General features: G+C 54.1%; 17 protein-coding genes. 11 read left to right on the top strand and 6 right to left on the bottom strand.

What is annotated here, in order from left to right:
• Positions 1-4 precede the first annotated feature (4 nt).
• The 7 genes from VI01_RS03700 to VI01_RS03670 all read left to right on the top strand — a co-directional run bounded on the left by VI01_RS03700 (position 5) and on the right by VI01_RS03670 (position 9,876).
• The gene (locus tag VI01_RS03700) at positions 5-1,114 is read left to right on the top strand and encodes an SLC13 family permease (protein ID WP_045814027.1); all 1,110 of its coding nucleotides are present in this window, start codon (positions 5-7) and stop codon (positions 1,112-1,114) included.
• 187 nt (positions 1,115-1,301) lie between these two features.
• Complete coding sequence (locus VI01_RS03695; RefSeq protein WP_045814026.1) at positions 1,302-2,432, top strand: HlyD family secretion protein; 1,131 nt, start codon at positions 1,302-1,304, stop codon at positions 2,430-2,432.
• Positions 2,429-3,997 carry a DHA2 family efflux MFS transporter permease subunit gene (locus VI01_RS03690; protein ID WP_045814025.1) on the top strand — a complete coding sequence of 523 codons (1,569 nt, stop codon included), beginning with the start codon at positions 2,429-2,431 and terminating at the stop codon, positions 3,995-3,997. The genes VI01_RS03695 and VI01_RS03690 overlap by 4 nt, the downstream gene beginning before the upstream one ends.
• A gap of 1 nt (position 3,998) precedes the next feature.
• Entirely contained in the window at positions 3,999-5,516 is a 1,518-nt protein-coding gene (locus tag VI01_RS03685) for an efflux transporter outer membrane subunit (RefSeq protein WP_369801857.1), read from the top strand.
• Between the two features lie 267 nt (positions 5,517-5,783).
• Positions 5,784-7,265, top strand: coding sequence for a sugar porter family MFS transporter (locus tag VI01_RS03680; RefSeq protein ID WP_045814024.1), 1,482 nt, complete (start codon positions 5,784-5,786; stop codon positions 7,263-7,265).
• 431 nt (positions 7,266-7,696) lie between these two features.
• A complete protein-coding gene (locus tag VI01_RS03675) occupies positions 7,697-8,098 on the top strand; it encodes an H-NS family nucleoid-associated regulatory protein (RefSeq protein WP_034820857.1) in 402 nt (133 codons plus the stop codon).
• Between the two features lie 185 nt (positions 8,099-8,283).
• Complete coding sequence (locus VI01_RS03670) at positions 8,284-9,876, top strand: ABC-F family ATPase (RefSeq protein ID WP_045814023.1); 1,593 nt, start codon at positions 8,284-8,286, stop codon at positions 9,874-9,876.
• A 531-nt stretch (positions 9,877-10,407) separates the two neighbouring features.
• Here VI01_RS03670 and VI01_RS03665 read toward each other — a convergent pair.
• Genes VI01_RS03665 through VI01_RS03650 form a run of 4 tightly spaced genes read right to left on the bottom strand, consistent with a single transcriptional unit; the run spans position 10,408 to position 14,784 of the window.
• Positions 10,408-11,847 (bottom strand): NAD-dependent succinate-semialdehyde dehydrogenase, encoded by a 1,440-nt coding sequence (locus VI01_RS03665; RefSeq protein ID WP_045814022.1) that lies wholly within the window; start codon positions 11,845-11,847, stop codon positions 10,408-10,410.
• The gene (locus tag VI01_RS03660; RefSeq protein ID WP_045814021.1) at positions 11,844-12,893 is read right to left on the bottom strand and encodes an aldo/keto reductase; all 1,050 of its coding nucleotides are present in this window, start codon (positions 12,891-12,893) and stop codon (positions 11,844-11,846) included. Before VI01_RS03660 ends, VI01_RS03665 begins: the two co-directional genes overlap by 4 nt.
• Positions 12,894-12,906: 13 nt before the next feature.
• Positions 12,907-13,407, bottom strand: coding sequence for a formaldehyde-activating enzyme (gene fae / locus VI01_RS03655; RefSeq protein ID WP_045814020.1), 501 nt, complete (start codon positions 13,405-13,407; stop codon positions 12,907-12,909).
• Between the two features lie 12 nt (positions 13,408-13,419).
• Entirely contained in the window at positions 13,420-14,784 is a 1,365-nt protein-coding gene (locus VI01_RS03650; RefSeq protein WP_045814019.1) for an MFS transporter, read from the bottom strand.
• Positions 14,785-15,005: 221 nt separating this feature from the next.
• On the opposite strand from VI01_RS03650, the gene VI01_RS03645 reads away from it, so the two are divergent.
• Both VI01_RS03645 and VI01_RS03640 read left to right on the top strand, forming a co-directional pair.
• Complete coding sequence (locus VI01_RS03645) at positions 15,006-15,923, top strand: LysR substrate-binding domain-containing protein (RefSeq protein ID WP_045814018.1); 918 nt, start codon at positions 15,006-15,008, stop codon at positions 15,921-15,923.
• 18 nt (positions 15,924-15,941) lie between these two features.
• Complete coding sequence (locus VI01_RS03640) at positions 15,942-16,514, top strand: glycerol-3-phosphate responsive antiterminator (protein WP_045814037.1); 573 nt, start codon at positions 15,942-15,944, stop codon at positions 16,512-16,514.
• Here the strand turns inward: VI01_RS03640 and VI01_RS03635 are convergent.
• Together VI01_RS03635 and VI01_RS03630 are read right to left on the bottom strand one after the other, a co-directional pair.
• A complete protein-coding gene (locus VI01_RS03635; RefSeq protein ID WP_045814017.1) occupies positions 16,511-17,956 on the bottom strand; it encodes an FGGY-family carbohydrate kinase in 1,446 nt (481 codons plus the stop codon). The two genes, VI01_RS03640 and VI01_RS03635, sit on opposite strands and share 4 nt — an antisense overlap.
• A 1-nt stretch (position 17,957) precedes the next feature.
• Positions 17,958-19,235: a nitrate/nitrite transporter gene (locus VI01_RS03630; protein WP_045814016.1), complete on the bottom strand. Its 1,278-nt coding sequence runs from the start codon at positions 19,233-19,235 to the stop codon at positions 17,958-17,960.
• Positions 19,236-19,626: 391 nt separating this feature from the next.
• Between VI01_RS03630 and VI01_RS03625 the strand changes: the two genes are divergently transcribed.
• Together VI01_RS03625 and VI01_RS03620 are read left to right on the top strand one after the other, a co-directional pair.
• Positions 19,627-20,412 (top strand): SDR family oxidoreductase, encoded by a 786-nt coding sequence (locus tag VI01_RS03625; RefSeq protein WP_156149329.1) that lies wholly within the window; start codon positions 19,627-19,629, stop codon positions 20,410-20,412.
• Positions 20,413-20,442: 30 nt separating this feature from the next.
• Positions 20,443-21,894: an FAD-binding oxidoreductase gene (locus tag VI01_RS03620; RefSeq protein WP_045814014.1), complete on the top strand. Its 1,452-nt coding sequence runs from the start codon at positions 20,443-20,445 to the stop codon at positions 21,892-21,894.
• Positions 21,895-21,900 lie beyond the last annotated feature (6 nt).

Below are 21,900 nucleotides of genomic sequence, written 5' to 3'. Positions count from 1 at the left end.
CATCATGCCCATCGTACTGCGTTCCTTAATGCGTGATCGTATTTTACATTTGTTGTTGCTTTTGGGTGTGATTTTATTGCCGCTGGCGGAGTATCGTTGGCCGCAATTGCCTGCCGCCGTTGACTGGCACACCATCATGACGCTCACCGGGCTATTGATGCTGACCAAAGGACTGGAAAACAGCGGCTATTTCGATGTGCTCGGCGCACGTCTGGTACAGCGCTTTCAACATGAGCGCACGCTGGCGCTGTTTATGGTCTGTGCCGCAGCGCTACTTTCCACCTTTCTCACCAACGATGTGGCGCTGTTTATTCTGGTGCCGCTGACGCTGACGTTGCGCAAATTCTCACGTCTGCCGATTTCCCGACTGATCATTTTTGAAGCGCTGGCGGTGAATGCCGGATCGCTGTTGACGCCGGTGGGCAATCCGCAAAATATTCTGTTATGGAGCCACGGCACACTCAGCGTGCCGGGATTTATCCTGCAGATGTCACCGCTGGCTGCGGTATTAATGATCAGCCTGATGGCGCTCACCTGGTGGAGTTTTCCCAAACGAACCATTCAGAAGCATGCGCAAAGCGAAGCGCATCAATGGCAAAAACCGTTGTTTATCATCAGCGTGCTGCTCTATCTGGTGTTTATTGTCGCTTTAGAGCTGAAAATGACCGGATGGGCACTGTTATTGGTGGCAGGCTGCTTCCTGATGATGGCGCGCAGCGTATTGATCAGTATTGACTGGAGCTTGTTACTGGTATTTGTCGCGATGTTCATCGATGTGTTTTTACTAATGCATCTTCCCCTGCTGCAACCGTATTTTGCCGCGATAGGTCATTTAAGCGAAGGGGGAATGTATTTGCTGGCGATCGGTCTTTCACAGGTCATCAGTAATGTGCCGGCAACCATTCTGTTGCTGCAAAAAGTGCCGCCTTCTGAGGTGCTCGCCTGGGCCGTCAACATTGGCGGATTCGGCTTGTTGCCGGGTTCACTGGCTAACCTGATTGCGCTGCGTATGGCGCAGGACAGCAAAGTCTGGTGGCGCTTTCACCTGTTTTCTCTGCCCATGCTGGCGTGGTCGATGCTGTGCGGTTGGTTTCTGTTGCACTGGCTACATTAAGGTAGCCAATTTGTCCTGCAGGTGAAGCTGACGCGCTGGTTATTCAGCGCGTTATCGCCCTCAGTGGCAGAAAATGCGTTGATTGTTGGGTTGTGTAAAGTTGTACTGGCATTTGTCAATTTTCGATCTAAGGTTAAGTTGACCGTTTTTGCCCGTGGATCGGGATCACAGCCAGCGATGATAACCTATGAGTGATAACCACAATCAGCCGCCCGCTCGCGAGCAGCAGGATGCGCAGCACGCTTCAGACTCCAGTCAAGAAAACAATGAACCGCAACGTAAACGCCCCGGCAAAAAGCCCCTGATCATTCTTGCCATCGTGGTCGTGATCATGCTGCTGGTGGGACTGTGGTTCTGGTTTACCACGCGCAATATTGAAAGCACGGATGATGCCTTTACCGAAGGCGATGCGGTGACCATCGCGCCGAAAGCGGCGGGTTATGTGGTGAAGCTGCTGGTGAGAGACAACCAGCGGGTGAAGCAGGGCGATTTGCTGGTGGAGATCGACCCGCGCGATACCAGTGCCCAACGCGATCAGGCCAGAGCCCAACTCGGTCTGGCGAAGGCGCAACTGCATCAGGCACAGGCGCAATTAGCGCTGTCTCGCGTGCAGTATCCTGCGCAGCGCGATCAGGCGTTAGCCGATCAAGCAAAAGCTCAGGCCAATCTTTTGAATGCGCAGGCGGATTATCGTCGTCAGCGCGGCGTAGATCCTCGCGCGACTTCCCAACGTAACATCGATACTGCGGCCGCGCAGTTGCGCTCCGCTGAAGCACAAATGCAAAGTGCTAAAGCGCAGGTCGAAGTGGCTTCACAGGTGCAATTGCAGATTCGTCAGCAGGAAACCAATGTGGAGGCGCGCCAGCAGCAGGTTGAGCAGGCGCAGGCACAGCTCAACACCGCCGAACTGAATCTCTCTTATACCCAAGTGCGCGCCCCCTACGATGGCTTTGTCACCAAGCGTAACGTGCAGGTCGGCACACTGGTACAGGCCGGCACGGCGCTGTTTTCACTGGTGTCGCCGGATATCTGGATCAATGCCAATTTCAAAGAGTCACAGCTGGCTCGGATGAATCCCGGTGACAAAGTGGATATCAGTATCGATGCCTGGCCTGATATGAAGCTGGAAGGGCACGTTGACAGCGTGCAGATGGGCTCCGGCTCGCGCTTCTCCACCTTCCCGGCCGAAAATGCCACCGGTAACTATGTGAAGATTGTGCAGCGCGTGCCGGTGAAAATCGTTATCGATAAAGGGTTGGATCCGAATCATCCGCTGCCACTGGGCCTGTCGGTTGAGCCGAAGGTCACCGTCGAATGAGTGCGAACGAAAGCTGGCGTCCGGCCAGCAATCCCTGGCTGGTCGCCATCACGGTAACGCTGGCGGTGTTTATGGAGATCCTCGACACCACCATCGTTAACGTGGCGCTGCCGCACATTGCCGGCTCACTCTCTTCCAGTTACGACGAATCCACTTGGGTGCTGACTTCCTATTTGGTAGCCAACGGCATTGTGTTGCCCATTTCCGCCTTCTTTAGCCGCTTGTTTGGGCGTAAACAGTTCTTCCTGATCTGTATTGTCATGTTCACCATCTGCTCGTTCCTGTGCGGTATCGCCACCGAGCTATGGCAAATCATTCTGTTCCGCGTGTTGCAGGGCTTTTTCGGCGGCGGTTTGCAGCCGGTTCAGCAATCGGTGCTCCTCGATTACTTTAAAGCGGAAGATCGTGGCAAAGCTTTTGGTCTCTCGTCGATTGCGATTATCGTTGCGCCAGTGATCGGCCCCACACTCGGCGGCTGGATCACCGATAACTACAGCTGGCGCTGGGTGTTCTTCATTAACATCCCAGTCGGCATTTTAACGGTGCTGGCGATCTATCAGCTGCTGGAAGATCCGCCGTGGGAGCGTAAATGGGCGAAGGGCAAGCTGAAAGTCGATTACATCGGCATCAGCTTGATCACCCTTGGACTCGGCTGTTTGCAGGTGTTCCTCGACCGTGGCGAAGATGAAGACTGGTTTGCCTCGCACTTTATACGCCTGTTTTGCATGCTGGCGGTGATCGGCATTGTCGGCGCCGTCTACTGGTTGCTGTATGCACGTAAACCAGTGGTGGATATCACGGTCATGAAAGATCGTAACTTTTGGGTGGCCGGTTTGCTGATGGCAGGCATGGCGATGATTCTGTATGGCAGTTCGGTGGTACTTCCACAGCTGGCACAGCAGGATCTGGGCTATACCGCGACCTGGTCGGGGCTGGTACTCTCGCCTGGTGCGATATTGATCGTTCTGACTATTCCGCTGGTGCTGAAGCTGATGCCGATTGTGCAAACACGCTACATCATTGCCTTCGGCTTTACCTGTCTCGCCAGCGCCTTCTTTTATTCCACGACCTTAACGCCGAATGTTGATTTCACCACCCTGGTATTGATGCGCAGTGCACAGTCCATTGGGCTGGGTTTTCTGTTTGTGCCGCTGACTACCATTGCTTTTATTACGGTGCCGCAACGGCTCAATGCGGATGCATCGGCATTGTTTACCATGTTCCGTAATGTGGCGGGATCGATCGGGATTTCACTGGCAACGGCAGGGATTACCGAACGTATGCAGACGCGCTCAGCGAATATGGTGCATAACATGACGCCGCTTAACGAGCCGTTCAACCTGACTTTGCAGCATTGGGCGCAGGCGATTCGCGACTTTACCAGCGCCGTCGGTGATCCACTGACGCTGGCGACCGGTCAGCTGTACAAAGAGATGATTGCGCAGGCGCGTATCCTTGCGTATATCGACGTCTTTATGGGTCTGAGTATTGTGGCCTTGCTGTTGATTCCATTTTGTTGGTTGCTTTCGCCGATCAAGAGCGAAGGCAGTGCAGGAGCACATTAAAATGATCACCTCTTCGCGCTTGAGTTTGCTGGCGCTCTCTCTGCTTCTGGCGGGTTGCGCTGTGGGTCCTGATTATCAGCCTCCCCATGCACAGACACCGGGCAGCTATCGCGATTTACCGTCGCAGGAAGCCTCAAAGCCGCAATCGGCGGCCACCAACCCGCTATGGTGGAAAAGCTTTAATGACCCACAGCTGGATAGCCTAATCGAACGCGCCATCGCAGGTAACTTAACCTTGCAGCAATCGGTGCTGCGCATTGCCGGTGCGCGTGAGCAACTGGCACAGGCGCGCGGAGGGCTTTTTCCGTCACTCAATGGTTCAGCCAAAGTAACCCGTCAGCAGTTGGGTTTAAAAGGCTTACTTAAGTCCAACGGGGTTTACGATCAGGTGGACAGTGACGTTGCCAGCCAGCTGAATGGCCTCGATCACTCGGTCACGTTGTATCAGGGCAGCTTTGACGCCAGCTGGGAGCTGGATCTGTGGGGCAAAGTGCGGCGTCAGATGGAAGCCGCAGATGCGCAGCAGCAGGCCGCCATCGAACAGCGCAATGATGCGCTCGTGTCGCTCGAAGCGGAAGTAGCGCGCGCCTATCTGCAACTGCGCGGCGCGCAAGCGGTGCTCAACAAGCTGCAGCAGCAAATCGATGTGGCGCAGCAAACCTGGGAACTGACGCAAAGCCAGCAGCGTAACGGCATGGCACCGCTCACCGATGTGGAAAACGCGCGTGCACAGCTGGCCTCGTTGAATGCGCAATTGCCAGGTTATCAATCGCAGGAGCGGCAGGCCATGAATGGCTTAGCGGTTTTGCTGGGCAAAACGCCGGGCGCACTGGATAACGAGTTGATGAGCAGTAAAGCGTTACCCGCGCTGCCGAAAATGGTGGCGGTGGGGATCCCATCCACGCTGGCGCGGCGACGTCCGGATATTCGGCAAGCGGAAGCCAATCTGCATGCGCAGACCGCCAACATCGGCGTGTCGGTGGCGGATCTGTTCCCCAGCCTGTCACTGACGGGTCAACTCGGGGTTCGCAACACCGATGCCAGCTATCTGGATGACTGGAGCAGCCATTTCTACAGCATTGGACCCTCGCTCTCCATTCCGATTTTCCAGGGCGGGCGTTTGGTCTCCAGTGTGAAACTGGCGCGCGCGCAGCAGGCCAATGCGGCGCTGGAATATCGCCAGACGGTGCTGACCGCCTTGCAGGATGTCGAGAATGCCCTGGTCAGCTATCGCGCCGATCAGCAGCAGGTGACAGCTCTGGATGAAACCACTGGCGCATTGCAGAGAGCATTTGATCTCGCCAGTGATAGCTACAAGCAGGGGATTTCCACCTTCCTGGATGTGTTGGACGCACAGCGCCAGTTAGCGCAGGCAGAAGCACAATCGACACAGGCACGCATGCAGAGTGCACTGGATTTAGTCGCGTTGTACAAAGCGCTGGGCGGCGGCTGGGAACCTTATCAGAACGTTAATCTGCCTGAATATTCCGTGTTTGGCCCTGCCACCACGGTGCCTTAATCGTAAATGGGGCAGTCTGCGGGCTGCCCCAGCATCAGGCATCACACTCCGCCCATTTTGGAACGAAAATTTTCATTTTGGATTAAATGCAAATTCCTCTCTGATCACTCTTCACCAATTTACCCGCAGTAAAGCCCATTTTTGTGATCTGCTCCGCATGTAAATACGGTGTTTATGATCCGTCACGCAAAATTTAAATTTCATAATTATTCCTGTTGGTTGAAATAAACTATTTTTAAATCTTCTCTCACTGTTAAGGATTGGATTATGCCGCGGGAAAACTACCTTACCCCCAACAAAGCATCAGGGCCGAACAGCAGCACGCGCACTGAACCCTTTGTGAAGGTAATAGCAATGATTGCCACCTTAGGGGGGTTGCTGTTCGGCTATGACACCGGTGTGATTTCTGGCGCACTGTTATTTATGGGTAACGATCTCCATCTGACACCCTTTACCACGGGGTTGGTCACCAGCAGCCTGCTGTTTGGCGCGGCTTTTGGTGCCCTGGCGTCAGGCCACTTTGCCGCCGCGGCCGGGCGGAGAAAAATCATTCTGGTGCTGGCGGTGATTTTCGCCATTGGCGCAATCGGCACCGCGTTAGCACCTGACGTTGAATGGATGATTTTCTTCCGCCTGGTATTGGGTGTGGCGGTGGGGGGAGCGTCAGCGACGGTTCCGGTGTACATCGCGGAGATGGCGCCCGCCAACAAACGTGGCCAGTTAGTGACCATGCAAGAACTGATGATCGTCTCCGGGCAGATGTTGGCTTACATCTCCAACGCCGGATTTAACGCGGTATGGGGCGGTGATGCTACCTGGCGCTGGATGCTGGCGGTCGCGACGGTGCCTGCCGTGCTGCTGTGGTTTGGCATGCTGTTTATGCCCGACTCACCGCGTTGGTATGCGATGAAAGGGCGGTTGGCGGAAGCGCGTCAGGTGCTGGAACGCACGCGAGCTAAACAAGATGTTGAGTGGGAACTCACGGAAATAGAAGAGACCTTAGCTGAAGAGCAACATGAAACGCGCCCACGCCTGCGTGAACTTCGCCAACCCTGGCTGTTTAAATTATTTTTGATTGGCGTGGGGATTGCGGTCATACAGCAGTTAACCGGGGTGAATACCATCATGTATTACGCTCCGACCATGTTAAAAGCCGTGGGCATGAGCGATAACGCAGCCTTAATTGCCACCATTGCCAATGGCGTTATTTCGGTATTAATGACTTTCGTTGGTATCTGGCTGCTGGGGCGCATTGGGCGCCGTACCATGACGATGTTGGGGCAGTTTGGCTGTACCGCCTGTCTGGTGTTTATTGGTGCCGTCAGTTATTTCATGCCGGAGACGGTAAATGGTCAACCTGATGTACTGCGCAGTTATATGGTGCTGCTGGGAATGCTGATGTTTTTGAGTTTCCAGCAAGGAGCACTCTCACCCGTGACCTGGTTGCTATTGTCTGAAATTTTCCCTACACGTCTGCGTGGGATATTTATGGGCGGCGCCGTGTTTGCTATGTGGATCGCTAATTTCCTTATCTCGCTGATGTTCCCGATCCTGCTGGCATCGGTGGGCTTATCGGGAGCGTTCTTTATTTTTGCGCTAGTCGGAATAGTAGGAGCCATTTTTGTGGTTCGCTATGTACCGGAAACACGAAATCGTTCGCTGGAACAGATCGAGCATTATTTGCACGACTGGCTGTCAAATGAAGAACCGCAACCGCAGTTGACGCACGCTGTGAAGAAAAGCTCGTAACCTGAGGTGACGTTTTATGAGGGTAAAAGCCGGTGCATGCGCTGGCTTTTTATCGTAAAGGGGGATAAAAATGCGATTGTGCTCTCAACTGTAAAAATATAATAATCACCTGTGAAAATAGATTTTCGTCCATAACATTAATCTTCATTAATCTGCTAACACACTTCAGCCAGACAAGGCATTGGCCGCTAAATGCTTGTTTATCAGCCGGGAATAACCTCTGAAATCGGTACCAGTTCCAGTCGGTGGTACTAAAATGCTGTTGTTAATTCACCGTTAATTAAAGCTTCTCGCTGGGGGTACCGCTCAAATTGTGAATACGTTAATCAGTTAGGAATTATCCGTCCGCATAAATTAATTTATTTTTTTATTTGAATTGGGTAATCTTGCCACTACAGTTTATTTAAACCCCCTTAAGCAAGGACCTTGTGATGAGTGACGCATTTAAAGTTCTGAACAACATTCGCACATTACGTGCGCAGGCTCGTGAACTGCCATTGACCGATCTGGAAGAGATTCTGGAGAAATTAACCGTGGTGGTGACTGAGCGCCGCGACGAAGTTCATGCAGAAGAAGCGCAGAATCGCGAGAAAGAAGAAAAGCTGTCTAAATACCGCGAAATGCTGCTGGCTGACGGTATTGACCCGAACGAATTGCTGGGTGCGCTGGAAACCGGTAAAAAACGCGCGAAGCGTGCACCGCGTCCAGCTAAATATTCTTACACCGATGAGAACGGTGAAGAGAAATCATGGACCGGCCAGGGCCGTACCCCAGCAGCGATTAAGAAAGCGCTGGACTCTGGTAAAAGCCTGGACAGCTTCCTGATCAAATAATCTACACAATCCTTGTAAGCGGGAGCCGAAGACCACGTTGTCTTCGGCTTTTTTATTTCTCTATTTGCAACAACGCGTTCAACGCCTTCGCTCGCTGCCCGCAGGCGCAGAGGTGGCGTCCCGGTGCTGCTTTCTGGCATAATGCCCGCTGTTTTTTCCTCCACTGCGTAACAAAGGTCAATGCCGTGTTAGTTTCCAGCAATATTACTATGCAGTTCGGCAGTAAGCCGCTGTTTGAGAATATCTCCGTTAAGTTTGGCGGCGGTAATCGTTACGGTTTAATCGGTGCGAACGGCAGCGGTAAATCGACCTTCATGAAAATACTGGGCGGCGACCTGGTACCGACCAACGGTAATGTTTCACTCGACCCTAACGAGCGTATCGGTAAGTTACGCCAGGACCAATTTGCTTTTGAGCAATTTAGCGTGCTGGATACGGTGATTATGGGTCACGCCGAATTATGGGCGGTGAAGGAAGAGCGCGACCGTATTTATGCTTTGCCAGAAATGAGCGAAGAGGAAGGCTATAAAGTTGCCGACCTGGAAGTCGAATACGGTGAAATGGATGGTTACAGCGCGGAATCTCGTGCCGGTGAATTATTACTGGGCGTGGGTATTCCGGTAGAACAGCATTACGGTCCGATGAGCGAAATCGCACCAGGTTGGAAACTGCGTGTGCTGTTGGCGCAGGCATTATTCTCAAACCCGGATATTTTGCTGCTCGACGAACCGACGAACAACCTGGATATTGATACCATTCGTTGGCTGGAGCAGGTGCTAAACGAACGTAACAGTACCATGATTATCATTTCGCATGACCGTCACTTCCTGAATATGGTGTGTACGCACATGGCGGATCTGGATTACGGCGAGCTGCGCGTGTATCCAGGAAATTATGACGAATATATGACCGCGGCGACGCAAGCGCGTGAACGTTTAATTTCTGATAACGCGAAGAAGAAAGCGCAAATTGCTGACCTGCAATCGTTCGTTAGCCGTTTTAGTGCCAACGCCTCTAAATCGCGTCAGGCTACTTCGCGTGCCAAGCAGATTGATAAAATTAAACTGGATGAAGTGAAAGCGTCCAGCCGTCAGAACCCTTATATCCGTTTTGACCAGGATAAGAAGCTGTTCCGTAATGCGCTGGAAGTTGAGGCACTGACGAAAGGATTCGATAACGGTCCGCTGTTCAGCAAGCTTAATCTGATGGTTGAAGTTGGTGAGAAAGTGGCTATTTTGGGCGCCAACGGTATCGGTAAAACCACGTTGCTGAAAACATTGGTCGGCGAGCTAACGCCTGACAACGGCACCGTGAAATGGTCCGAGAATGCGCTCATTGGTTATTACGCGCAGGATCATGCCGAAGATTTCGCCGATGACCTGAGCGTGTTCGACTGGATGAGCCAGTGGAAGCAGGAAGGTGATGACGAGCAAGCGGTGCGCAGTATTCTGGGCCGTCTGCTGTTTGGTCATGATGAAATCAAGAAGCCTGCTAAAGTGCTGTCCGGTGGTGAGAAAGGCCGTATGCTGTTTGGCAAGCTTATGATGCAAAAGCCGAACATCTTGATCATGGATGAACCGACCAACCACCTCGATATGGAATCGATTGAATCGCTTAACCTGGCACTTGAAGGTTACGAAGGCACTCTGATTTTCGTTTCACATGACCGTGAGTTTGTCAGTTCACTGGCAACCCGCGTGATGGAGATGAAGGGCGATCGCATTATCGACTTCACCGGCAACTACGAAGATTATCTGCGCAGTCAGGGTATCGTTTAAGATCGTTACACCCCTGTAGCCTCGTCCGCCGCATCCCTGCGGCGGGCGCTTTACTTTGGTTCGCCAGTTCGCCGGAAAGTTCTGCACCGTCAGGCATAAATGGTGGGCCGCTCCGTAAAGACGGCGTGAATACATCCCTGTAGCCTCGACCGCCGCATCCCTGCGGCGAACGCTTTACTCCGGACCCACCATTCCTGCCTTTATCAATATTTGTGCTTTCTGTTGGTTAATTTAGCCTGCGCGAACAACGATTGGATTTAAACAGCCACACCAAAGTTTAAAGGGAAGATAAGGTTCGCCCGAAGAGCAAAGCGTCTGGGCCACGGATGGCCCAGCCGATCGGCATGGATGCCGGTTTCCTTTGCGATCGGGCGGACCTTATCTGACCCTGCGCCTAACCTTCAGCGAAAACAGCCAAATCCACCATCATCCATGCAAACGCGGCTGCTAAGTCCTTGGTAACTTTGCAATCGGGCTAACCTTATCTGACCCTGCACCCAACCTTCAGCGAAACCAGTGAAACCAGCCAAATTAGCCAATCTGCCCAATATTCACATACTGGGTTTCCAGATACTCCTCCAGCCCAACATCCGCGCCCTCGCGCCCTAATCCTGAGGCTTTCACGCCACCAAACGGCGCCACTTCTGTGGAGATAATCCCTTCGTTAACGCCGACCATGCCGCTCTCCAGTTGCGGAGTGACGCGCAGCGCCCGCGCCAGATCACGGGTAAACAGATAGGCGGCCAGGCCATATGGCGTATTATTGGCGCGCTCAATCACTTCCTGTTCCGTACGGAATCGGAAGCAGGCGGCAACAGGGCCGAAAGTTTCTTCGTGCGCCAGACGCATCTTTTCATTGGCATCGGCCAGCACCGTGGGCTGATAAAAGCTGCCACCCAACGCATGACGCTCCCCGCCGCAAACCAAACGCGCACCGTGCTGCAAGGCATCCTGCACATGCGCTTCGACCTTCTCCATAGCTCGCTGATGAATCAGTGGCCCCTGCTGTGCGCCTGGTGTCAGGCCCGGTGCGACTTTCAACGCGTTAGCCGCCGCAGCCAGTTTGGTGACGAATTGATCATACACGCCATCTTGCACGTAAAAGCGGTTCACGCAGATACAGGTCTGTCCGCTGTTGCGGAATTTGGCGGCCATGGCGCTTTCGATTGCGGCATCAATATCGGCATCATCGAACACGATAAACGGTGCATTACCGCCCAGCTCCAGCGACAACTTCTTCACTGAACTCGCGGCGTCACGCATCAGCAACTGGCCAACGGCTGTAGAGCCGGTGAAGGAAATTTTCCGTACCGTATCGTGGTGCGTCAGCGTGTGGCCAATCTCCACCGTTTCCCCGCTCACCGCATTCAGCACGCCAGCCGGAACGCCAGCCTGTTCCGCCAGTACCAACAGGGCAAAGGCTGACAGCGGTGTCTCATTCGCCGGCTTCACAATTGCGGTACAACCGGCGGCCAGCGCCGGTCCCAGCTTGCGCGTCAACATCGCCAGCGGGAAATTCCATGGCGTTATCGCGGCGACCACGCCCACGGGCTGTTTCAGCGTCAGGATCAGATTTCCGGCCTTGGTTGAAGGGATCGTCTTGCCGTTGGCACGCTTGCCTTCCTCGGCAAACCATTCAATAAAACTGGCGGCGTAAAGCACTTCGCCACGCGCTTCTGCCAGCACTTTTCCTTGTTCCTGTACCACCAACTGCGCCAGCGCTTCCTGATTCTCGAGAATCAATTGATACCAGCGTTGTAAGATCGCTGCACGCGCTTTGGCGGTTAAGCCACGCCAGGCGGGCAGGGCGGCGGCAGCGGCATCAATCGCGCGGGTGGTTTCCGCCGCGCCAACGTTGGCCACCTGCGCCACCACGCTGTTGTCAGCGGGATTGGTCACATCATAAGTGCGATCGCTTTCCAGCCATTGTCCATTGCAATACCAGCCGGTACGCAGCAGTGAAGATGTCATGCGATATTCCTTGCAGATTGAAGTGAGTTATCCGTAAACACCGTGCGCGCAGCACGGCTATGACGGGCGATACGTTTACCCGCGGTGTAATCGTTGATCACGTCGCACGGCGTATAGTTGCGTTCCAGTTCGAAGCGCTCTTCGCTATCCAGCGGGGTATGCAGTGCAGCAATCGCGCTATCCAGTTGGGCAACGCTGTCTGCGCCTACCAGCATCGAATCCACACCGGGATGGGACAACACCCAGGCCTGAGCAATCTGCGCACTGGTCAACCCGCGCGCGGCGGCAACACGGCCAACGGATTCCGCAATCTGGATCGAGGCTTCATCGGCATACATTTCACGCGTGAAAAAATCGGTTTGATTGCGGATGGATTGCGCATCGCCACTCAACAGCCCGCGCGCCAGTGGGCTAAACACGGAAACGCCCAGCCCCTGATCACGGCAGAACGGCATCATTTCGCGTTCCTCCTCGCGGTAGGCGCAGTTCAGCTGCAGTTGCATATTGATCGGTTTCACAAACCCGTTGCGTTCGCAACACCACAAAATCTTCGCCAGTTGCCAGCAATACATGGTGGAAACGCCGACGTAGCGTGCTTTGCCGCTACGCACGATGCTGTTCATCGCTTCCCACGTCTCTTCGATTGGCGTGTTCACGTCGAAGTAGTGCAGCATGTAGATATCAACATAGTCGGTGCCAAGGCGGCGCAGACTGCCATCAATACTGTCGAGAATGTGCTTACGCGAGTGGCCCTGATTGTTCTGACCTCCGCCAAGGGGATAACCGACTTTGGTGGTCAGCACCAGTTCATCACGCTGGGCGATACGTTTTAAAACGCGGCCTACCACTTCTTCACCGGCACCGCTGGAATAGAAATCGGCCAGATCGATAAAGTTGATGCCGCTCTCCAGCGCGTGACGAATAATCGGCTCGCTTTGTGCCTCGTCAAAAATCCACGGTTTCCAGCTCTTGCTGCCCATATTCATGGTGCCGAGGCAAAGACGCGACACCTGTAAACCACTGTGGCCCAGTTTGATGTATTCCATGCTGCAACTCCTGCTACTTCGGGGAATAAAAGGGATTGCCCAACTCGGGCAGGGCATTGATTAACTGCTGACGTCCTGGCAGCTTCTCCATGGCCGCTTCTATCGCCACCTTGCAGGCGCGATAGTTATTAGCAAACACTTCATCGAGATCGGTACAGCCCGGATTCACCCAGTTAGCGGTGACAATGCACCACTCATCTTCGGCTTCCGGTGGCAACGTGCCTTGCAACTGCGCCTCGGTTACGGCTTTGGCAATCGCTGCCTGTGAAGCACCCCAGGTGGCGTTGCCGTGCAGATCGCTACTGATAGCGGCTTTGTTGACATACAGCGTCATCGGCTTGGCTGGCACGTTAGGCTTGATCACCACCATAAATGGGCAGTGGCCTTGGGAAGGCGTCGCCAGGCTGGTGGAGAAGGCCTGACCTACCACGCCGCTGCGCGGTCCAATCATGATATTGATATGCGAAGCGTTAACGCCGTCGCCTGCAAAGCCTTCACCGATATACATTTCCATCATTGCCTCCAGTTACAGATGTTGTGTTGAAGTTGAAGCGTTAGGGCTGAGCGCTTTATCTACCGCCGGGGTCTCTTGAGAAGCGTCAGTGAGCGTCAGACCTTTGGTTTCGGGTGCCCAGGCGATGGACACCAGCGCGCCGAGCACCAGAATAGCCGCCAGCAAACCCATGGTGCCGGCGATGCCGTAATTGACGATGGCGAGTGGCAGCAGCAGCGTACCCACCGCCGAGCCCAGTCGGCTCATCGAGGTGGCGAAACCTACGCCGCGAGATCGCACATCGGTAGGGAAGCTCTCCGCCGGGAACACGCCCACCAGATTGCTCACTGCCGACATAATCAGCGTGAAAGCGGCAAACAGCAGAATCAGCCAGATACCGGGACTGGTGTGCAGCAGGCTCAGCAGCAGCAAACAGGCCGCAAGGAAAATAAAGGAACCGATCAGGAAGCCTCGGCGCGAGCACATCGCCGTGAGCACAATGCCCAGCACGGCACCTACCAGCAGCAGACCGCTTAGCAGCAGGTCGGTGGCAAAGCCTTGATCAAGACCCATCTCGCGCAGGATGGCGGGCAGGAAGGTGTATATGGCGAAATAAGGGATCACCAGACAGACAAAGAACAGGCAGTTAAAGGCGGTACGGCGACGATAGCGCGGGCGGAAAAGTGCGCTCAGGCTGCCATCCTGCTCCTGCTGTTTCTCTTCCTGTAATGTGACGTGTGAGCCAAACAAACGATGAACGATGGCCATGGCTTCCTCTCGACGGCCACGACGTAATAGCCAGCGCGGGGATTCCGGCGTACCTATACGCAACAGCAAGATCGCCAAAGCCGGTAGAGCAGAGGACGCGAGTAACCAGCGCCAGCCATCAACGTGTGCCTGCAGTGCCAGATGTCCAACAAAGCTGGCGGCGACATAGCCGACAGTCCACAGCACGCTGAAGGCTCCCAACAGTACGCCGCGATGTTTGCGCGGGGCAAACTCCGCCAGAATGGTATGACCGACCGAGAAGTCACCGCCTAAGCCGAAGCCAATCAGCACGCGCAGCAGGAACAGTTGCTCTGCTGACTGGGCAAAAAACTGCATGCCGGATGCGAGGGTAATCAGGATAAAGCTAAAGCAGAAAATCTTTTGGCGGCCGACGCTGTCGGCGATCCAACCGAGAATCAGGCTACCGAGAAATAACCCGATCAACGCCGAGCTGCCAATCATGCCTTGCCAGAAAGGCGTGAGTGACATTTGCGGCGTCATCTGTGTCAGCGCAAAGCCAACGGAACCGAGAATGTAGCCATCGGTGAGATGCGCACCGAAGGTGAGCCCGGTGATTTTGAGGTGAAAGCGATTTAAGGGTACATCATCCATCAGAGTCGTTTGCGTCATGTTCCTTCCTCCTTCGGGGAGAGATGGTTGTTATTTTATTGTTATCTGGATGAGAAATTACTGTGACATTGGAGCCAGGGGCAGGCCAGTGCGAAAAAGTCATACCCCTATTCCACAATTTCCTGTGATTGCACTCAAAAATTTAGGTTTACGTTCTCCGTTACCGTCTGGGTTGTGGTTAGATTGGCGCGATGTTTTACCGCCTGGCTGCTGGAGTCAGAATGAGAAAGTTGCCTTCACTCAGTATGTTACGGCTGTTCGAAGAGACCTGTCGTACGCTGAGCTTCAGTAAAGCCGCCGATGCCTTGTTCATGACGCAGAGCGCCGCCAGCCGCCAGATGCGCCAGCTGGAAACCTTCCTTGGGAAAGATCTGTTCGTTCGTAGCCACAGCGGATTGATGCTGACGCCGGAAGCCATCCAGCTTTTGCCAGTGGTTCGTCAGTCGCTGGATCTGCTGGAAGAGGGCGTACGCAGCGTGCAGCAACACAACCCCCGTCAACACCTGCGTTTACAGGTCGCCCCTACGTTTGCCACGCGCTGGTTAGCGCCGCGTCTGGTGTCATTGCGTCAACAGCATCGTCAGCTGCAAATCATGCTGATCAGTGAAGCGCGGCAGAAATACAGCGACTTCGATTGCGCGATTCGTTTTGGCTCGCAGCAGGATGCGCAAGAGGCAGGCGCGGAAGGAGAATGGCTGTGTCATGAAACGCTGGTGCTGGTGGGCAGTCCGCTGCTGATGCTGGATGGCATCTGGCCAGATATCAGCCTGATGCCGCAATTGCACGTGTTGAATGGCGACAGTCGGCTGGATAATTGGTCGCGCTGGTATCAGGCCTGCGGTGAAACTGCACCGCCGGAAGATAACGGATTGGCGTTCAGTACGCAGGATCAGGTGATTAATGCCTGTGTCACTGGCGCAGGTTTTGCCGTGCTGGATCGTGCCATGGTGCGTAACGAACTGAACAGCGGCGTGTTGGTTCAAATCTCGCCGCAGTTGCTTTCCAGCGCCAATGGCTACTGGCTGGAGGTGCCATTCGGCAAACAGATGTTGCCGCGCGTGGCGGTATTTCGGGATTGGCTGCTGGCGGAGATGCAACGTTTCAACGCTGCCACGCCTGCAGCCAGCGTTATCCTTTAGTGAAAAGGTGGGTATGTGGTGGATTTAGTTGAATTGTTAAAGAGCTCGCCGGTGGTTGCCGCTGTCAAAGATGCCCAAAGCCTGCAACAGGCGATTGACTCACCTTGCCAGGTGGTGTCGGTGTTGTATGGCAACATATGCAATATCGGGCGCATTGTCGGACAGATAAAACAGGCCGGGAAAATTGCCTTTGTACACGTCGATTTGCTGGAAGGCAGTTCACGCCAGGAAGTGGTGATCCAGTTCCTGAAAATCGTGACGCAGGCCGATGGCATCATCAGTACCAAACCCGCGATGCTGAAAGCCGCGCGCCAGCATGGTTTCTGGGCAATCCATCGCCTGTTCGTGCTGGATTCCATCTCCTTCAACAACATTGATAAACAAGTGGCGCAGTCGCAGCCCGACATTGTGGAGATCCTGCCAGGCTGTATGCCGAAGGTGCTGGGCTGGATCACCGAGCGCATCAGTCAACCGATCATTGCCGGCGGACTGGTATGCGACGAAGAGGATGCACAGCGGGCATTAGCGGCGGGTGCGCTGGCCGTCTCCACCACCAACGCCGGCGTCTGGCCATTGGCGCAGCGACGCTAAGCCTCCACGAGTGGGCTAAGGCGCTTAAGCAGGGGATCGAGCGCGCGATGAAGTTGCTGGTAAACCTGCTGATTCAGTTGCTGATACAGCGCATGATGGCGAGCATTCGGCAGGAATGTTTCGCCGGTTTTCACCAGCGCGGCCACGCCTTCCTGATAACTTTGCCATACACCCAATGCCATGCCCGCATTGAGGGCACAGCCAATAGCGGCGGAGCTGCGCATCGCATTGCGGCGGGCAGGCACACCAAAGATATCGGCGAACAGTTGCATAAACAGATCGCTGTTGGCACCGCCGCCGGAAATCACTAACTGTGTCAGCGGGCGATCCAGCGCCTGCATCATCGGGTCCAGATGGTTTTTCATGGTGAACACGATGCCTTCCAGCAGAGAGCGGAACAGGTGCGCGCGGGTGTGGCGACCATCAAAACCGATGATCGCCCCTTTGCGCCACGGTGCTTCGGCCGGTGCGGCCCAATCGTGCAGCGTGATGAGTCCATCGCTGCCGGCCGGAACTAAACTGGCTTCAGCGCCGAGCAGGGTTTCAATATCCACACCGGTGTCCTGTGCATCCTGCAGTGCCGCCGCGCCAAACTGATCGCGGAACCAACTCACCGTCCACATCCCTCGCCGAACGCCCATGCACTCGTAGAGAAAATGGCCCGGCAGCGCTGCCTGGAACGGCCAGAAGTGTTCGCTGGCGTGCGGTTGCGCGTCACCATGCACCATCGCCCCAATGTAGGTGCCCAGTGAAATCAGCGCTTCGCCCTGAGCCAGCGCGCCAGCACCTAAGGCTTCCACCGCCTTGTCATGGGCGGTAGCGATAATCGGTAAGCCCAGTGGTAAACCGCTCGCCCGCGCGGCGGTTGAGGTGACCTCGCCCAGCATTTCGCCGGGGCGCACCACATCAAATAGCTGCTCCCGGCGCACATGGCAGCTCGCCATTTTGTTGTCGTCCCACGTCTGGCGTGCATCATTCATCGGCCAGCAGCCAATGTAGTTGGCGCTGGTATCGCGCGCCTGGCCTGTCAGGCGATGGGTGATATAGCCTGACGTGGTGGTGACCCAGCGCACTTCACCGTATTCTGGCTCGGGTTGATAAGGCTGATTGAGCCGTACATCCATCCAGTTGATCACCGGCCAGGCTAGTTCACCATCCTGACGCATCAGCACCCGGCAGCAGCGGATCACGCACAGTCCGGCAGCCAGCAGCTGATGGTCCTGACCACCGAACTGATGGAAACGCGTCATCGCCGCACGGCAGGCTTGTTGGACCGAGTGCCAAAGATCATCATCAGGATGTTCAGCACGATTTGGCTGAGGGATCTCCAGCGCACGTAGCGGCTGCTGTGCACTGCACATCACCTCTCCGTCGGTGCGGAAAATCACCACTTTGGCACTCTGTGTGCCGACATCAATTCCCATCAAATAACGCGCAGACATATCAGACTCCTTTTAATGGCGCGGCGTGACCAGCAGGTGAGCCCCGCTTGATCTGGCTAATCAGTAACGCGGTAAACAGCAGCACCAGCAGGCTGGCGCAGCCCCCCATGATCCACATGTTGCGATAGGCAAGCGCAGACGGCAGCGTATCCTGCCAGTAACCCACCAATGGATAGACGAATACATCGGGTAAGAAGCCAATGACTGAGCAAATACCAATGGTGGTGCCGAGGATCTGCTTCGGGGTATTCACTTCGCCGATGCAGGCAAAATAGAGGCCGCGTGAGGCATAACAGGTGAATCCCATCAATAAGATCAGGCCAATCGCCAGTGCCAGGCTGAGCGGGGATTGTGTGACGACATACAGCAAGGCAATCACGCACAGGCAGAGTCCAGACAGGAACTGGATCACACGCGTTGGCGAACGCCAGCGGCTGTAACTGGTGACCATGCCGCCCAGTGGACCGCAGATGGCGCGGAACACTTTGTTGATGATGATGCCCATGTAGCTGGCAGCCACTAATGACATGCCATAGATTTCGGACAGATAGTTGGTGGAGTAGCTGAGAATGGCGTAAATGGTGTAAACGCCAAAAATGATCATGCTGCAGTACCAGGTGGTGGGCATTTTCAGCACGCGAAGCGCATGCTGCAGACTAAAGGCTGATGATTGCTCCTCATCCTGCTGGGCAAAACCGTCGCTCACCAAAAACCAGCAGGCAATGCCGAGCGCCACATAGGTACCACTGTAAATCAGGATCACCGCTTTCAGGCTATTAGGATCGTCAGGATGGAATTGAGCAAATACCCAGACGGTAAACAGCGCCAACCCCATCACGCCGACGCCACGCAAACCTTCCATCCACCCCATTATTTTGCCTTGCTCTTCACGTGTGCCGAGCAGTGAAGCCGCTTTGATCGACACCGCCCACAGCAGCAGAATGGTGGTGATGGCGAAGGCGACCTGAATCAGCAGCATCGCCCACAACGGCGGGTAGGTGGCCATAATGGCACCCAAAATACCGGTGGCAATCATGGCACCGGACATCACTTTACGATGGGAGAATTTGTCGGAAATTAAGCCGCCGGGGGCATAAAGTAAAATAGCGGTAATACCAAAGGTGCTCATAATAACGCCGATTTCGGTATTCGAAAATCCCATGAATTTCGCCATCGGGATTTGATAGATATAACGTAAATACGCCAAATCAAAACTAATGCCACCGCTGATGCTAATAACCGCTAATGTTAACCAACGGATTGAGTTTTTGGTTTGCATCTTCGCCCCCAAATTAGAAACAAAAAAAAGAGAAAAGCGTCCTTTCCGCAATTGCAGAAAGTTACTTTTCTCTTGGTCTCAGACAGTAACGGGGAGCATTTTTAGCATGACAACTTGTCATAACGTTGTGAAGGAAGTCACAGAATGGCGTTATTAAACTGACTCGGTTTATTCTGATATATTTTTCGCCTGGATATTTAATCTGCTGCTTATTCCAGCACCTTAGTGCGAACGGATTTTTTTGTGATTGCGATCGCTTTTTATTTCGAAATACCCATGCTAGCGTAATACCCAGTTACTCGAGATCTGGAGAAAAGTAACTTCTTCGCTTTACTGCGAAGGAGCTTGCTTTTCTCCTTTTTTTTGCCCGTTATTCAGACCAGGAGATGGAATCATGACGGAATCGCTGGATACATTTTCACTCGATTTCTTTTCGCTGCGAGGGCAGTGCGCCATTGTCACCGGCGGTAACACGGGTTTGGGCCAGGCCTTTGCCGTCGCGCTGGCGAAAGCGGGTGCCAATGTCTTTATTCCCGACCTGGCGCCTGCCAATCCAGAGACAAAGCAACTGATTGAAAAACAGGGTGTTCGTGCAGAGTTTATGCAAGCGGATATCACCCAGGCCGGCGAACCGGCGCGCATTGTCGCGGAGTGTCTGGAGCGCTTTGGTCGACTGGATATTTTGGTCAACAATGCCGGCATCTGTAAGCTCAACAAGGTGCTGGATTTCGGTCGCGAAGATTGGGATCCCATGATCTCGGTGAATCTCACCGCTGCCTTTGAGATGAGTCATCAGGCGGCAAAAATCATGGTGCCGCAGCAGAGCGGTAAAATTATTAATATTTGTTCGCTCTTTTCCTGGCTGGGCGGTCAATGGTCACCGGCTTATTCCGCCACCAAACATGCACTGGCTGGTTTAACCAAATCTTATTGTGATGAGCTGGGACAATACAATATTCAGGTCAACGGTATCGCGCCTGGCTATTACGCGACGGCCATTACGGCTGCGACTCGCAGTAATCCCGAAACCAATCAACGAGTGCTGGATCATATTCCGGCGAATCGTTGGGGAGATACGCAAGATTTAATGGGTGCGATGGTGTATTTAGCCAGCCGTGCTTCGAATTACGTCAACGGCCATTTATTGGTTGTCGATGGTGGATATCGGGTTCGTTAATTAATCATATTTGTTGAGAGGAAGAATATTATGACGCTTTCACGTGAAGCCATTGTCGAGCAGTTAAAAGAGATCGTTGGCCCACAACAGGTCGTGACCGACGAAGCTGAATTAAAGCGCAGCAGTCATGACCGTTTTCGTAAATATGCCGATATTCACGGTGTTTACACCTTGCCGATCCCGGCTGCGGTGGTAAAACTGCAAAGTACACAACAGGTTTCGGATGTCTTAGCTTTTATGAATCGCCACCACATTAATGGCGTACCACGAACCGGTGCATCGGCTACGGAAGGGGGGCTGGAAACCGCCGCGCCAAACTCGGTGGTGCTGGATGGATCCAGTATGAATCAGGTCATTAAGATCGATATCGAAAACATGCAGGTCACTGCACAGTGCGGCGTCACGCTGGAAGTGCTGGAAAACCAACTGCGGGCACAGGGTTACACTACCGGTCACTCGCCGCAGTCGAAACCGCTGGCGCAAATGGGCGGTCTGGTGGCGACGCGCAGTATTGGTCAATTCTCGACGCTGTATGGCGCGATTGAAGATATGGTGGTGGGGCTGGAAGCCGTATTTCCGAACGGCGACATCACTCGCATCAAAAACGTGCCGCGTCGTGCAGCGGGGCCGGATATTCGCCATGTGATTATCGGCAATGAAGGTGCGCTGTGTTACATCACGGAAGTCACGGTAAAAATATTCAAATATCAGCCGGAAAATAATCGCTTCTACGGCTATCTGTTGGACTCAATGCAGACCGGTTTCGCCATCCTGCGGGAAGTGATGGTGGACGGCTATCGTCCTTCAATTGCTCGTCTTTACGATCCGGAAGATGCGAAGCAGCACTTCAGCCATTTCTCGAAAGACAAGTGTGTGCTGATCTTTATGGCAGAAGGCTCGGCGGGCATCAGCGAAGCTACTGGTAAAGGCATTGCAGCGATCGTAGCCAAACACCGCGAGTGCCAGCAGGTGGACAGCCAGCTGATCCAGACCTGGTTTGAGCACCTCAACTGGGGACCGGAGAAAGTGCAGGCGGAGCGTGATTTCATCCAGCGTACCGGCAACATGGGCTTTACCACGGAAGTGTCCGGTGACTGGTCAACGATTAACGCTATCTATGAAAATGTCCTGAAGCGTATTCGCACTGAATTCCCACATGCCAAAGACATCACCATGCTGGGCGGTCACTCCTCGCACAGCTACATCAACGGCACCAATATGTACTTCGTTTACGATTACAACGTGGTGGATTGCCGTCCTGAAGAGGAGATGGCGAAATATCACGTACCGCTGAATGGCATGATCGTGGAGGAGACGTTGAAGCTTGGCGGTTCTATGGTGCATCACCACGGTATCGGTAAGCATCGTGTGCAGTGGGCGAAGCAAGAACACGGTAGCGCATGGCCCATCTTGCAGGCGTTGAAAACCGCGTTTGACCCGAACGGGATCATGAATAAAGGCACCATCTTCCCGCAGGAGTAAAACCAC

The organism is Pantoea sp. SM3 (genome assembly GCF_000963995.1).
GTDB classification, from domain to species: Bacteria; Pseudomonadota; Gammaproteobacteria; order Enterobacterales; family Enterobacteriaceae; genus Pantoea; species Pantoea rwandensis_B.
Note: the sequence above shows the minus strand (reverse complement) of the source record. Positions and strands in the feature narration are given on the sequence as shown.